This window comes from Parvibacter caecicola (assembly GCF_003725335.1).
Classification (GTDB): Bacteria; Actinomycetota; Coriobacteriia; order Coriobacteriales; family Eggerthellaceae; genus Parvibacter; species Parvibacter caecicola.
In genome coordinates this window covers 388,653-402,947 of record NZ_QIBY01000001.1, presented here as the reverse complement: position 1 = coordinate 402,947, position 14,295 = coordinate 388,653, and the positions used below count along the sequence as shown (strand labels likewise).

Below are 14,295 nucleotides of genomic sequence, written 5' to 3'. Positions count from 1 at the left end.
CGCCCCATGGGCATTTCGTAAGCGGGGGGCGCCACGGGCCCGGGCGTGTTCATTTCGCGGTACAATTCCCCTCATGAGCGAAGGAGTGAACATACTGGGGCCCGAGGCCACTCGCAGCGGCGGTGCCAAGGAGGGGGAAACCCAGAGCCAGAAGATCGAGCGCATCAAGCGGGAGCTGGCCAGCGTGCCAACGCAGCCGGGCGTTTACCTGTGGAAGAACGCCGAGGGCACCGTCATTTACGTGGGCAAGGCCAAGCAGCTGCGCAACCGCATGCGCCAGTACGTGAACTTCCAGGACGAGCGGGCCAAGATCCCGCTGCTGGTGCACCAGATAGATTCCTTCGAGTACCTGGTGGTGTCGAACGAGCACGAGAGCCTGGTGCTGGAAAAGAACCTCATCAACCAGTACTCCCCCTACTTCAACGCCGACTTCAAGGACGACAAGTCCTACCCGTTCATCGCGCTTACCAAGGGGGACGTGTTCCCGGCGGTGAAGTACACTCGCGAACGCCACGTGAAGGGCACTCGCTACTTCGGCCCCTACACCGATTCCCGCGCCGCCCGCCAGATGGTGGACATCGTGCGCCGGGTGGTGCCCATCTGCGCCGCCTCCTGCGCCGACTGGCGCCAGATGAACGGCAAGATCCGCAAAGAGGGCTACGAGGCCTTCGCCGCCCGCCCGCTGCCGCGCCCTTGCTTCGACGCCCATGTGGGGCTGGGGCCGGGCGCTTGCTGCGGCGGTTGCACGCCGGAGGATTACGCCGAGAACGTGCGGCGGGTGGAGCGCTTTTTGCTGGGGCATCGGCGCGAGTTCGTGGACGAGCTGGCCCAGGAGATGCAAGCGGCCGCCCAAGAGCTGGACTTCGAACGGGCCGGCCGCCTGAAGGGGCGCATCGACACCATCAACTCCCTCACCGACAAGCAGCGGGCCGTTTCCAACCGCAACCTCAACGCCGACGTGGTGGGGGCGTTCCGGGAAGACACCGTGGCCGGCGTGAACGTGCTGCAGGTGCGCGAGGGACGCGTCATCAACGCTAATGAGTTCATCTTGAACCGCGGCAGCGACGTGCCGCTGGAGGACCTGCTGCGCAATTTCCTGCTGAAATACTACGACGCCACCACCTCCATTCCCCATGAGGTGGTTTTGGAGCAGCTGCCCGACGACGTGGAGGCGTTGGAAGAGTGGCTGACGGAAAAGCTGGCCAGCCCCCACGGAGCGAAGGTGCACTTCACGGCGCCGCAGAAAGGGGAGAAGGCCGACCTTCTGGCCATGGCCGTTACCAACGGCCGCCACAGCCTGATGCGCTACAAGGTGCGCACCAACTTCGACGACAAGCGGGTGAACGACGCCCTGCTGCAGCTGGAGAGCGCGCTGGCGCTCGATGCGCCCCCCATGCGCATCGAGTGCTTCGACATCTCCACCATCCACGGCTCCTATACGGTGGCCTCGATGGTGGTGTTCACCGCCGGCAAGCCGGACAAGAACCAGTACCGCCGCTTCAAGATAAAGACGCCGCTCACGGAGGCGAACGACTTCCTGTCGATGCAGGAGGTGATGCGGCGCCGCTACAGCCCCGAGCGCATGGCCGACGAGCGTTTCGGCAGCAAGCCCGACCTCATTATCTTGGACGGCGGCAAGCCGCAGCTGTCGGCGGCACTGGAGATGTTCGAGGAAATGGGCATCGACGACATAGCCATCTGCGGTTTGGCCAAGCGGGACGAGGAGCTGTTCGTTCCCTGGCAGGATTCGGGCCCGGTGGTACTGCCCGGCGGCTCGGCATCGCTGTACCTGGTGAAGCAGGTGCGCGACGAGGCCCACCGCTTCGCCATCACCTTCCATCGCGAGCTGCGGGGCAAGGGCATGACCGCCTCCATCTTGGACGAGGTGGCGGGGTTGGGGCCGGTGCGGAAGAAGGCGCTGCTGAAGCACTTCAAATCCTTCAAGCACATTCGCGCCGCCACGGTGGAGGAGCTTCGGGCAGTGCCGGGCATCCCGCAGGAGGTGGCCGACGAGGTGGCGCGGGTGATTGCCCAGTACGATCGGCAGCTGGCCCCGGCGCAGATGCCGGAACTGCCGGTGGAATACGGCTGCGAAGAACTGAGCGAAGAGTTGAGCGACGAACAGGGAAGCGAAAGCGAGGACGAGCAATGAGCTACACGATAGACACCCAAGAGCTGCCCCAAGTGGTGATCGTCACCGGCATGAGCGGTGCCGGCCGCACCGAGGCCAGCCACATTTTCGAGGACCTGGGCTATTACTGCGTGGACAACCTGCCGGCCCAATTGATTCCGTCGCTGGTGGACACCTACCTGGCCGGCCCCGATGAGGACCGCCGCCGGCTGGCCATCGTGTGCGACGCCCGCAGCGGCCAGTACCTGAACACGCTGGAGCAGCAGCTGGCCTATCTGGACCAGCAGGGCATCGACTACCGCATTTTGTTCTTGGACGCCAACGACGACAAGCTGGTGGCCCGCTACAAATCGTCCCGTCGCCGCCACCCGCTGTGCGCCGACGGCACCTCCATCGCCGCAGGCATCCAGCGGGAGCGGGCGCTGCTGATGCCGCTGCGCGATCGAGCCGATTTCGTGCTGAACACCACTGAGATGCTGCCGCAGGATCTGCGCCGCAACTTGGGTCAGCTGTTCGCCTCCCAAAGCGAGCGCCGCGGCCTTTCGGTGACGGTGTACTCCTTCGGCTTCAAGCACGGGGCGCCCGCCGACGCCGATCTGGTGATGGACGTGCGCTTTCTGCCGAACCCCTATTACGACCCCAACATGCGCTACCTCACCGGCCTGGACGCTCCGGTGCGCGATTTCGTGATGTTCCAGGACGAGACGGTGAAGTTCCTGCGGAAGTGGGAGGATTTGCTGGACGTGGTGATGCCCGGCTACGTGGCCGAGGGCAAACAGCAGCTGGCCATCGCCGTGGGCTGCACCGGCGGTCAGCACCGTTCGGTGGCGCTGGCCGAAGCCACCGGTGACTATCTGAAGTCGAAGGGCTACCGGGTGTCGGTGGCTCACCGCGACTTGGAGAAGGCCCAGCGCAAGACGGGCGGCCAGGAATGAAGCTGAGCCGTCCCTTCCGCAGCGACCCCGGCGCCACTAGCGCCTTCCAGGCGCTGAACCTGGACATGCAGCAGATGCCTGCGTCCCGCGGCGCCCAGCCGCTCAACGCCGTGGTGATCGGCGGGGGCACGGGCGCCCCCATGTCCATTCGCACCTTGTTGTCGCTGGGGGCATCCACCAGCGCGGTGGTGGCCATGGCCGACGACGGCGGCTCCACTGGCATCCTGCGGGAGGAGGCGGACGTCACCCCTCCCGGCGACATCCGCAAGTGCCTGGTGGCCTTCGCCAAGAATCCCGACGATCCCCTGGTCAAGGTGTTCAAGTACCGCTTCGCCGTGGCCCGCGACCACGCCTTGGGCAACCTGGTGCTGGCGGGGTTGGAGGACGCCTGCGGCAGCTTCCCCGAAGCCATCGCCGTGTGCGAGCGACTGCTGGAAACCCAGGGGCACGTGTATCCCTCCACTCTCGACCACGTGGAGCTGCGGGCCCGCACCCGCGACGGGGCCCTGCTTGAAGGGCAGGCGGTGGCGTGCCATTCCAAAACCGCGCTGGAGCGGGTGGCCCTGGTGTCGAGGGGCGGCGAAGTGCGCCCCTACCAGCCGGCGCTCGCCGCCATCCGCAACGCCGACCTCATCGTGCTGGGCCCTGGTTCCCTGTTTACCTCCATCATCCCCAATCTGCTGGTGCCCGGCGTGGTGGAGGCTATCCGCGAATCCCGCGGCAGCGTGCTGTTCGTGTGCTCCCTTGCCGATGTGCAAGGGGAAACGTGGGGACTCACCGCCCGCGAGCACTTCGAGGCGCTGGCCGACCACGGCATGGAGGGGCTGGTGGACTTCATGCTGGTGCATTCGCCACGGCCGGTGCGCTCCCAGAACCCGGTGGAGCAGAGCTTCAGGGCGGCGGTGTACCCGGGCCGCTTCGGCCAGATGGTGGACGCCCCGGGCGGTTCCGACGACGACCAGGTGCGCCGGGTGAACTTCACCTACGACGATCTGCAGGCCATCCAATCCCGTGGCCCCATGGTGTTGGAACGCGATTTGGCGGACGCCGAGCGCCCCACCTGGCACAACCCCCAGGCGCTTTGCCGCGCCTTCGGCGACGTGATGGCCATGATCGAAGCGCGTCGGCGCCGTTAGGGGCAAAAGGTGGCGGCATCGTTTTCCTCTTCGGTGAAAGAAGAACTGGCCCACGTGGAGCCGGAGTGCTCCCATTGCGAGAAGGCCACGCTGGCGGCGTTGGTGCGCATCGAGGGCACTTTGTTCCTGTCGGGCACCGGCGCCTACCGCATGGAGGTGGCCACTGACAGCGCTTCGGTGGCGCGGCTGGTGATTCGGCTGCTGCACGGGCTGTACCAGCTGAAGACCGACCTCACGGTGCGCCGCAGCGTGCTGCACAAAACGCCGAACTACCTCATCGAGGTGCCGCGGCAGCCGGCGCTGGCCGATGCGTTGCAGGACCTGGGAATCCTCACCGCCGACGGCGGCCTTGAACTGGGCATCAGCCCGTCTCTGGTGCGCAAGCAGTGTGACGCCGCCGCTTATCTGCGCGGCGCGTTTTTGGGCAGCGGCTTCATCTCCAACCCCCGAAGCGACTTCCACTTCGAGATAATGGCGGAAACCCAAGAGCTGGCGGAAGGGCTGCAGGCGCTCATGGCGCTGAAGGGCATCAGTGCCCGCATCATGCAGCGGCGCAGCTCGTTCATGGTGTACCTGAAAAGCGGCGAGGCCATCATGGAGTTCCTCGCCTACGTGGGGGCGCACCAGGCGGCGCTGTTCATGGAAGAGCAGCGGGTGGTGAAGAGCCTGCGCAACGACGTGAACCGCCTGATCAACGCTGAGATGGCCAACCAGCAGAAAACCTCGAAGGCGGCCGGGGCGCAAATCGCGATGATTCGCGAAGTGCTTTCCGCCTACGGCTTCGAGAAACTTCCGCCGGCACTGCAAGATTTCATCCGCCTGCGGGTGCAGCACCCGGAAGCGTCTCTCAAAGAGCTGGGGGAGATGTCCGACCCACCCCTTTCCAAATCCGCCATCAACCACCGCGTCCGCCGCCTCCAGCAAATGGCCGAGGAAGCCAGCAGTTGATTCTTGTCGCCCGGGCGCACCGTAGCTGGTTTGCGAGTTGTCGATGGAGTCGCAGGGGAAACGGTTGTCGCCGGGAACAGCAGGCCAGGGCGCGCTCTTGTAACGGTTGGCTTTCGGCCTGGGATTCTCCTGTTAAAGGGCCGTTGGCGCCCTCTATGCTTTCTGCATATTTTCTGCCGCTTTCCATTTTCGCCGCATGGTTTTCATGTTGTGGCACAATAGAGGGCGGCGGCAGACGAGCTGCCAGTATTTTACGAAAGGGGATACCTATGACCACTAAGGTAGGCATCAACGGATTTGGGCGCATTGGCCGCCTGGCCTATCGCGCCATGTTCAACGACCCGGACATCGAAGTGGTGGCCGTGAACGACCTGGGCGACATTCCCACCATGGCCCATCTTTTGAAGTACGACTCGGTGCACGGCCGTGCTTTTGACAATATCGAAGTGACCGAAGACGGCATGATCGTGGACGGCAAGCCGCTGAAGGTGCTGCAGGAGCGCGAACCGGGCAACCTGCCCTGGGGCGAGCTGGGAGTTGATGTGGTGGTGGAGTCCACCGGCTTCTTCACCGACGCCAACAAGGCCAAGGCCCATCTGGACGCCGGCGCCAAGAAGGTAATCATCTCCGCTCCTGCCAAGAACGAGGACATCACCATCGTCATGGGCGTGAACGACCAGGATTACGACCCCGCCAAGCACAACATCGTGTCCAACGCTTCCTGCACCACCAACTGCCTGGCCCCGTTCGCCAAGGTGTTGCTGGACAACTTCGGCATCAAGCGCGGTTACATGAACACCATCCACGCTTACACCAATGACCAGAAGATCCTGGACCTGCCCCACAAGGACCTGCGTCGCGCCCGCGCCGCTGCCATGTCCATGATCCCCACCACCACCGGCGCCGCCCGCGCCGTGGCCCTGGTGCTGCCCGAGCTGAAGGGCAAGCTGGACGGCTTCGCCACCCGTGTTCCCACCCCCGACGGCTCGATGGTGGACCTCACCGTGGAGCTTGAGAGGAACGTGACCATCGACGAGATCAACGCCGCCATGAAGGCTGCCGCCGAGGGCCCTATGAAGGGCATCCTGGAGTATCAGGAAGACCCCATCGTGTCCATCGACATCGTGGACGACCCGGCTTCCTCCATCTTCGACAGCAAGCTGACCATGGTGATGGGCGGCGAAGGCAACTTCGTGAAGTGCGTGTCTTGGTACGACAACGAGTGGGGCTATTCCAACCGCATCAAGGACCTCGTGAAAATAATGTTGTAGGCGCTGCGGCTTCCCCCGACGCCCATCCTTGCCGTTCAATTCCTTCCTTCGCGTACGAAAGTACGCTCAGTCGGATTTCGCGGCAATTATGGGCACCGGGGAAACCCTCGCTTATGTGGCTGGACCTGCTACTTCTGGGACGATATTGCAGGTTGAATTCGTAGGGCAGAGATTCTATCTCTGCCTGAAAACTGGGAGAGCGCTCCGACATTGCGCGAAGCGCCGATTCCGCCCCCTCATCAATTTGGAGCCCCGGATCCCGTGTTTGTGGGTTCGGGGTTTCCTCCTATTACGTGAAAGGAGCCTCACCTTGGCTGATATCGCTTCTATCGACAGTTTGGACGCCGCCGGCAAGAAGGTGCTGGTGCGCGTTGACTTCAACGCGCCGGTGGACGGCGAGGGCAACGTCACCGATGACACGCGCCTGCGCGCGGCGCTGCCCACCATCAACAAACTTATCAACGACGGCGCCAAGGTGATCCTTGCCAGCCATCGCGGCCGTCCGGCCGGCACCGGCTACGAGGAAGCCTTCAGCCTGGGCCCCATCGCCCGCCGCCTGCAGGAGCTGCTGGGCCGCGACATCGTGCTCACCCGCGATCTTATCGGCCCCAATGTGGCCGAGGTGGTGGACGCCATGGGCAACGGCGACGTGGTGCTGCTGGAGAACATCCGCTTTGACAAGCGCGAGAAGAAAAACGACCCCGAGTTCGCCCGCGCCCTGGCCGATTTGGCCGACGTGTACGTGAACGACGCCTTCGGCACCGCCCACCGCGCCCACGCCTCCACCGCCGGCGTGGCAGAGTACCTGCCTTCCTATGCGGGCTACCTGTTGCAAAAGGAAGTGGCCACGCTCACCGGCATGCTGGACAACCCGCGCCGCCCCTTCGTGGCTATCCTCGGCGGCTCGAAGGTGTCGGACAAGATTAAGGTGATCGACGCCCTCATGGACAAGGCCGACGTGTTGATTATCGGCGGCGGCATGTGCTTTACTTTCCTGCTGGCCCAAGGCTATTCGGTGGGCACCTCCCTTAAGGAAGACGACTGGGTGGAGCGCGCCGGCCAGATGATCCAGAAGGCGGCCGACAAGGGCGTGAAGCTGCTGCTGCCGGTGGATGTTGTGGTGGCGGACCGCTTTGCCGAAGACGCCGAAACCGCCACGGTGACGGTGGACGCCATCCCCGATGACATGATGGGGCTGGACATCGGCCCCGACACCGCCGCCATTTACGCCGAAGCCATCGGCGGTGCGGCAACGGTGTTCTGGAACGGCCCCATGGGCGTGTTCGAGATGAAACCCTTCGAGGCGGGCACGTTGGCGGTGGCCAATGCCGTGGCCGAGAACCAGGACGCCGACACCATCATTGGCGGCGGAGATTCGGTGGCGGCGGTGAACAAGTTCAACTTGGCCGACGCCATGACCTTCATCTCCACCGGAGGCGGCGCGTCGATGGAGCTGGTGCAGGGCGAAGCGCTGCCCGGCGTGGAGGCGCTGAGGGTAACGGCGGCCTAAGGGCCATCACGGCGCTCGTTTGGGAGCGCAGGGTTTTTGAAGACTGCTGGGTATCGACGGAAAGGATGCCATATGACCAGAAAACCGCTCATCGCCGGCAACTGGAAGATGAACAACACCATCAGCGAAGGGGTGGTGCTCACCCAAGAGATTTCCAACCGCTTCGAGAAGGAGTGGGCCGAGGACGTGGACGTGTGCATTTGCCCTCCCTTCACCGACATCAAGCCCGCTAAAACGGTGCTCGACACCGACCGCTGCAAGGTGGCCGTGGGCGGCCAAAACGTGTACTTCCAGCCCAAAGGCGCCTACACCGGCGAGATTTCGGTGGCCATGCTGAAGGAGTGCGGCTGCAGCTACTGCATCGTGGGCCACTCCGAGCGCCGCACCCTGTTCGGCGAGACCAACGAGGATGTGAACCTGAAGGCCAAGGCCCTCATCGAGGGGAAGATTTCCCCCATCGTGTGCGTGGGGGAGAGCCTGGAGGTGCGCGATGACGGCGCCTACATCGATTACGTGTGCCGCCAGGTGGAAGCGGCCTTCGCCGGCATCGAGGCCGCCGACGCCGTCACTTGCGTTGTGGCCTACGAGCCCATCTGGGCCATCGGCACCGGCCGCACCGCCACCCCCGAGCAGGCGGAGGAAGTGTGCGCCGCCGTGCGCGCCACCCTCGGGCGCCTTTACGGGGCAGACGTGGCGGAGAAGATGCGCGTGCTCTACGGCGGCTCCATGAACGAGGGCAACGCCGAGCTGCTGTTGGCCCAGCCCAACATCGACGGCGGTCTCATCGGCGGGGCGGCCCTGAAGGCGGCATCGTTCATCGCCATCATCGAGGCGGCGGTGAAATAATGGCGAAGCACCTGCCCGCATGCCTCATCATCATGGACGGCTTCGGCCTGGCGGAAGCCGGGCCCGGCAACGCCATCTCGCTGGCCCGCACCCCGCGCTTGGACGCCCTGTTCGCCGAGCGCCCGTGGACGAAGCTGCAGGCTTCCGAGGAAGCGGTGGGGCTGCCGGAGGGGCAGATGGGCAATTCGGAAGTGGGGCACCTCAATATCGGCGCCGGCCGCGTGGTGTACCAAGAGCTCACTCGCATCAACCGCGCCTGCCGCACCGGCGAGCTGGAATCCAACCCGGTGATCGCCTCCGCCTTCGAGGCGGCCGCCAAGCCGGGGGCGGTGCTGCACCTGATGGGGCTCCTCTCCGACGGCGGCGTGCATTCTTCCAACGAGCACCTCTACGCCCTCATCGAGGCGGCCGCCAAGGCCGGGGTGCGTGCCATCCGGGTGCACTGCTTCCTGGACGGCCGCGATGTGCCTCCTGCCAGCGGCGCCGGTTACGTGGCCCAGCTGCTGGACGTGCTGGGGCGGGTGAACAACGCCTCCGATGGCGCGGTGGACGCCCGCATCGGCAGCATCGAGGGGCGCTACTACGCCATGGACCGCGACAACCGCTGGGAGCGGGTGGAGCAGGCCTACAACACCGTGGCGCTGGGGGAGAACCTGGTGGCGGAAGACGCCGTGGCGGCGGTGGAGAGCTCTTATGCCCAAGGGGTGACCGACGAGTTCGTGGTGCCGGTGGCGCTGGACGGCCGCGGCATGCGCGACGGGGACGCAGTGATATTCTTCAACTTCCGCCCCGACCGCGCCCGCGAGCTCACCCGTGCGCTGGTGGACGCCGATTTCGCCGGCTTCGAGCGCAAGCGTTGGCCCCAGGTGAGCTTCGTGTGCCTCACCGAATACGACCCCACCATCGACGCGCCGGTGGCCTTCGTCAAGGAGTTCCCGGAAGACGTGCTGGCCGACGTGCTGGCCTCGGCAGGGCTTTCCCAGTACCACATCGCCGAAACCGAGAAGTACGCCCACGTGACGTTTTTCCTGAACGGCGGTCGCGAAGAGCCCAAGGCGGGCGAGCATCGGGTGCTGGTGCCCAGCCCCAAGGTGGCTACCTACGACCTGCAGCCTTCCATGAGCCAGCCGGAGGTTGCCGCCACGCTGGTGGCCGCCATCGAAAACGACGAGGCGGACGTGTACATCGTTAACTTCGCCAACTGCGACATGGTAGGCCATACCGGCTCCATCCCCGCCGCGGTGGAGGCGGTGGAGGCGGTGGACGCCGGCGTGGGCGCGGTGGTGGACGCCATCGTGGCCAAGGGGGGCGTGGCGTTCGTGACTGCCGACCACGGCAATGCCGACAAGATGCTGGCGGCCGACGGCAGCCCCCACACCGCCCACACCACTGCGCTGGTGCCGTTTGTACTGGTGGACGCTACGGGGGAGGGGCGCACCCTTAGCCCCGAGACGGGGGCGCTCTGCGACATAGCCCCCACGCTGCTGGAGGCCATCGGGGTGGAAAAGCCCTCCGCGATGACCGGTCGCAGCCTGCTTCAGTAAACGAGGCGCCCCCTGAACGGGGGCGCTTCTTCAGTTTTTGACATAGAGGAGAACCATGGCCCAGCCCCAAAACCCCATCGCCGTCGATCCGGTGGTGCAAACCGACAACCCTACCCTTGAGCAGTTGAACAGCTTTTTCGAGAACGACCGGTTCGCTTCCGAGGCGGCCCGTTGCCGCATCGTGGAAGGGCGCCGCGGTTTTTCCGTGGTGGAGATGGAAGTGGGGGAGGTGCACCTGAACGCCCAGGGGCACGTGATGGGCGGCGCCATATTCACCTTGGCCGACTACGCCCTGGCGGTGGCCTCCGTCACCGGCCGCGGGCCGTGCGTGAACGCCTCCAGTTCCATTCAGTTCCTTTCAAGCCCCAAATCCCCCAAGCTCATCGCTACGGGGCGCGTGGTGCGGGAGGGAAACCGCCTGAGCTTCTACGAGGTGGAGGTGGTGGACGGCGACGGCCGGCCGGTGGCGAAGATGGAAGTGACCGCCTACAGTATAAAATAACTATGGTTGCGGCGCTGCTCCCTTGCGCAGGGGGCAAAAGCGGCCTATACTAACTAGCTTGTGTGAACACATCCGATTGCGGGAAGAAAGAGAAACGTTTTGAATCCGCTGCTCATCATCATGCTCATCCTGTTGGTAGTCTCCGGCGTTGGCCTGGTCATCTTCATCTTGCTCCATTCGGGCAAGGGCACGGGCATCTCCGACATGATCGCCAGCTCCATGTACTCCACCCAAACCGGTACTTCCATCATCGAGAAGAACCTCGACCGCATTACCATCATCTGCGCGGTGGTGTTCCTGCTTTCCCTCATCGTGCTCATGGTCATCTACCCCCATGGCACCATCGCCCGTTAAGGGGCGGCGCGGATTTTTTCCGTTGCATAAAAGGGCGGCTATGCTAATATAGGCAACGCACTTTTTTCCTATGTCGGAGTGGTGGAACGGCAGACACGCTAGCTTGAGGTGCTAGTGCCCACATCTCGGGTGTGCGGGTTCAAATCCCGCCTCCGACACCAGAAACTCAAAGCCCCGCAAACGCGGGGCTTTTTTCGTACGATGAGGGGGGGGACGCGTGACAGGGGGACGTACACTTTTGACACGCTTAAGCGTGTCAAAAGTGTACGTCCCCCTGTCACGCCCCAGTGCTATACTCTGGCACCGTTGTTCGCGGCGATGATGCAAGGAGGGCGATGATGGGCGAAGAGGCGGCAGCCCACGGCAAAGAGAACCGTTCCGCTGCGGTGGAGCGGGTGCTGTGGATCGTTCTTTTGCTGAACATGGCGGTGGCAGCGGCCAAGTTCTTCTTCGGCTTGGCCAGTGGTTCCACCTCCATGAGGGCGGACGGCATCCATTCGTTCTTCGACGGTTTCGGCAACGTGGTGGGCATCATCGCGCTGGCCATGGCCAGCCGCCCTGCCGACAAATCCCACCCTTACGGCCATGCGAAATTCGAAACCTATGGTTCGCTGGTCATCGGGGTGCTGCTGCTGGCGGCCGCCTTCGAAGTTGGCTCCACTGCGGTGCAGAAGCTGGTAACCGGCAATTACACGGCGCAGGTGTCGGTGCTCTCCTTCGTGGTGATGGTGAGCACTCTGGCGGTGAACATAGCCGTTACCTGCTACGAGCGCAACCGGGGGAAGCGCTACCGTTCCGAAATCCTCGTGGCGGACGCCTCCCACACCCTCTCCGACGCCTTCGTGTCGCTGGGGGTAATCGCGGGGCTGGTGCTGGTGAAGCTGGGGTTCCCGGCGGCCGACCCGGTGATGGCGCTGGTGGTGACGGCGGCCATCTTGGTTACCGCCTTCGGGGTGTTCCGTACGGCGCTGCGCACCTTGTCCGACCATTCGCGCATTTCCTCTGACGCTATCGCCCGGGCCGCTTCCTCGGTGGCGGACGTGTCCAACGTGCACCAGGTGCGCACCCGCGGCACCGAGGGGGAGGTGTACTGCGATCTGCATATCGAGGTGGACCCGGACATGACGGTGTTTCGGGCCCATGCCCTGGCAGAGGAAGTGGAGGCGACGGTGAAGCGGCAATTCCCCTCGGTGATCGAGGTGCTGGTGCACGTGGAGCCGCTGGGGGACGAAGGGGCGGGCGAACGCGCCATCGAAGGGGAAAGCCCGCGAAGGCCCTGACTTTCGCCGGCGCCCGGGGCGCTCTGCCCGTTGGCCTGCGCCCGTTGATAGACTTCTCGTTGAGAAGGGCCGCTTGCGGAAAACGGCGGCCGTCAACTGCTATGATGCTCTCGAAACAAAACAGTGAACTGCGAGAGAGCCATGGCAAAAGCAAAGAAGAAATCATTTCACCATAAAGTGGTGCAGCGGCAGAAGCGCATCCTGAAGAGCAATTGGAGCGCCGAGGTGGACCGCTTCTCCAAAGAGCTTCCGGCGCTGCTCATGCAAGACCGTCAAAAGATAGACGGGCATCCGCTGGCGGCCGGCACTCCCAACACCTACCGCGGCGATTCGTTTCTGCGCAACGCCATCGACCGCGATTTGCAGCTGCAGGGGCTGGAAGTGATGTTCTACCCCTCCATCGTGCAGCTGTGGGAGCGCATGCCCCGCGTGCTGCAGCTGGGGCCGCGGGCCGTTCAGGCCTTCGACGAGGGGGAGAATTTCCTGGGCACGCCGCTGCGCCAGCTGGACCGGCTGTTCCCCAGCTGCCTTCTGGTGGACGTGCGCCCCTTGCAGTGGACGCTGTTCGACGAAGAGCTGGACCACGTGTTCGTGTTCCCCGTCTACGACGACAAAGCCGATTGCGTGCTGCTTTACTACGTGGGGGCCGGCCCCAAGGGCTGGGCGCTGGCTATCGAGTCGAAGCTCATCTTGAACGGCGAGAACTTCGACACCGCCCGCGCCTTCAGCGAGGCGGAGCACCGCCGCGCCTGGATCATGCAGTTGAGCGGCATGGGCACCTGCGTTGACGCCCCCTTCTACTACGACCCCTTCCTGGACGAGCAGGAGTTCGGCGCCGTGGTGGACAACATCGTGGCCATGGCGGTGAGCGACCGCGCCACGCTGCTGGCCTCGGAAGAGGACGGCGTGGAGGTGCTCACGGCGCTGTTGGATTACACGCCCGAAGAGGAAGTGCCCGGTGAGGCCGAGCCGAAGGGCGATGAGCCGCCGGCGCCCTCTCCCGAGGCCGGGGCGTCGGTCGAAGAGGTGCCGGCGGACGCGGAGCTCTCGCCGGATGCGTCGGAGCCGGATGCCGCGGAGCCTGCCGCAGGGGAGGAGGCCGCCCTCATCGCCGGCCTTCTCACCGACGGCGCCCCTCGCAGCGAGGACCCGCGGCTGGAAGAGGCGTGGCTTGAGAACCTGCGGCTGCAAGAAGAGCTGGAGGCTGCCCGGGCCGGCTTCGACAAAGCGGTGTCGGAGGCTAACTTCAAACTGGCTTCCACCCTCCACCGCACCCGCACGCTGGAGATGGAGGCGGAGGCGCTGCGCAAAGAGAACGGCTCGCTGCGCACCCGCGCGTCGCTTGTGGACAATCTGCGCCTTCCGCAGACGCCGGCCGAAGCGCTGTGGCTGGCCGCTGATGCCTTCCCGGACCGGCTGCTGTTTTTGCCCCCGGCCGTGAAGAGCGCCGAGGAGTTTTCCCATGGCTCCACCGCCGAGGTGTGGGACGTGCTGCGGGCGATGGCGGCGGTGCTGCACCCGCTCATCTTCGGGCAAGAAGGGGGGCACGTGGCCAAGCGGTTCCAAGACAAGGCGGGCTTCGAGCTGACGCTGCGGGACATGAAGGCAAACAAGCGAAACCAGGCCTTCGCCCGGCTGCGCACGGTGGAGTACAACCAGAAGGTGCACGACATGACCGCCCACGTGAAGGGACGCTCCAACAAGCCGGGGGAAACCCTGCGGGTGCACTTTTTCGCCGATTACGACCAGGGCAAGCTGGTGATTGGCCACTGCGGCGAGCATTTGCCCACCAGCAAAACCGCCTCGCTGTAAGCGCCCGCCGGCGGGTGCCGCCTGCC

Annotated in this window: 12 protein-coding genes and 1 tRNA gene; all 13 read left to right on the top strand. The window is 64.6% G+C overall.

All coding sequences use genetic code 11. The annotated features are described in order from the left end of the window. Window positions 1-73 precede the first annotated feature (73 nt). Window positions 74-2,152: an excinuclease ABC subunit UvrC gene (gene uvrC, locus DMP11_RS01725; RefSeq protein WP_123184751.1), complete on the top strand. Its 2,079-nt coding sequence runs from the start codon at window positions 74-76 to the stop codon at window positions 2,150-2,152. Continuing rightward, complete coding sequence (gene rapZ, locus DMP11_RS01720; protein WP_123184750.1) at window positions 2,149-3,066, top strand: RNase adapter RapZ; 918 nt, start codon at window positions 2,149-2,151, stop codon at window positions 3,064-3,066. Before uvrC ends, rapZ begins: the two co-directional genes overlap by 4 nt. Further along, window positions 3,063-4,202: a gluconeogenesis factor YvcK family protein gene (locus DMP11_RS01715; protein ID WP_123184749.1), complete on the top strand. Its 1,140-nt coding sequence runs from the start codon at window positions 3,063-3,065 to the stop codon at window positions 4,200-4,202. The genes rapZ and DMP11_RS01715 overlap by 4 nt, the downstream gene beginning before the upstream one ends. Window positions 4,203-4,211: 9 nt before the next feature. After that, window positions 4,212-5,150 carry a DNA-binding protein WhiA gene (whiA, locus tag DMP11_RS01710; RefSeq protein WP_123184748.1) on the top strand — a complete coding sequence of 313 codons (939 nt, stop codon included), beginning with the start codon at window positions 4,212-4,214 and terminating at the stop codon, window positions 5,148-5,150. A gap of 269 nt (window positions 5,151-5,419) precedes the next feature. Further along, on the top strand, window positions 5,420-6,421 hold the full coding sequence (gene gap / locus DMP11_RS01705) for a type I glyceraldehyde-3-phosphate dehydrogenase (RefSeq protein WP_123184747.1): 1,002 nt from the start codon (window positions 5,420-5,422) through the stop codon (window positions 6,419-6,421). A gap of 310 nt (window positions 6,422-6,731) precedes the next feature. Next, window positions 6,732-7,931 carry a phosphoglycerate kinase gene (locus DMP11_RS01700; RefSeq protein WP_123184746.1) on the top strand — a complete coding sequence of 400 codons (1,200 nt, stop codon included), beginning with the start codon at window positions 6,732-6,734 and terminating at the stop codon, window positions 7,929-7,931. Between the two features lie 72 nt (window positions 7,932-8,003). Beyond that, window positions 8,004-8,777 (top strand): triose-phosphate isomerase, encoded by a 774-nt coding sequence (gene tpiA, locus DMP11_RS01695; RefSeq protein ID WP_123184745.1) that lies wholly within the window; start codon window positions 8,004-8,006, stop codon window positions 8,775-8,777. Beyond that, the gene (gene gpmI, locus DMP11_RS01690) at window positions 8,777-10,321 is read left to right on the top strand and encodes a 2,3-bisphosphoglycerate-independent phosphoglycerate mutase (protein ID WP_123184744.1); all 1,545 of its coding nucleotides are present in this window, start codon (window positions 8,777-8,779) and stop codon (window positions 10,319-10,321) included. Before tpiA ends, gpmI begins: the two co-directional genes overlap by 1 nt. A gap of 55 nt (window positions 10,322-10,376) precedes the next feature. Further along, on the top strand, window positions 10,377-10,823 hold the full coding sequence (locus DMP11_RS01685) for a PaaI family thioesterase (protein ID WP_194950424.1): 447 nt from the start codon (window positions 10,377-10,379) through the stop codon (window positions 10,821-10,823). 99 nt (window positions 10,824-10,922) lie between these two features. Then, window positions 10,923-11,177, top strand: coding sequence for a preprotein translocase subunit SecG (secG, locus tag DMP11_RS01680; protein ID WP_123184743.1), 255 nt, complete (start codon window positions 10,923-10,925; stop codon window positions 11,175-11,177). Between the two features lie 72 nt (window positions 11,178-11,249). Then, window positions 11,250-11,338: transfer RNA gene (locus DMP11_RS01675), tRNA-Leu, on the top strand. A 174-nt stretch (window positions 11,339-11,512) separates the two neighbouring features. Beyond that, on the top strand, window positions 11,513-12,457 hold the full coding sequence (locus DMP11_RS01670) for a cation diffusion facilitator family transporter (protein WP_123184742.1): 945 nt from the start codon (window positions 11,513-11,515) through the stop codon (window positions 12,455-12,457). A 141-nt stretch (window positions 12,458-12,598) separates the two neighbouring features. Beyond that, complete coding sequence (locus DMP11_RS01665) at window positions 12,599-14,269, top strand: hypothetical protein (RefSeq protein ID WP_136845272.1); 1,671 nt, start codon at window positions 12,599-12,601, stop codon at window positions 14,267-14,269. Window positions 14,270-14,295: the final 26 nt, after the last annotated feature.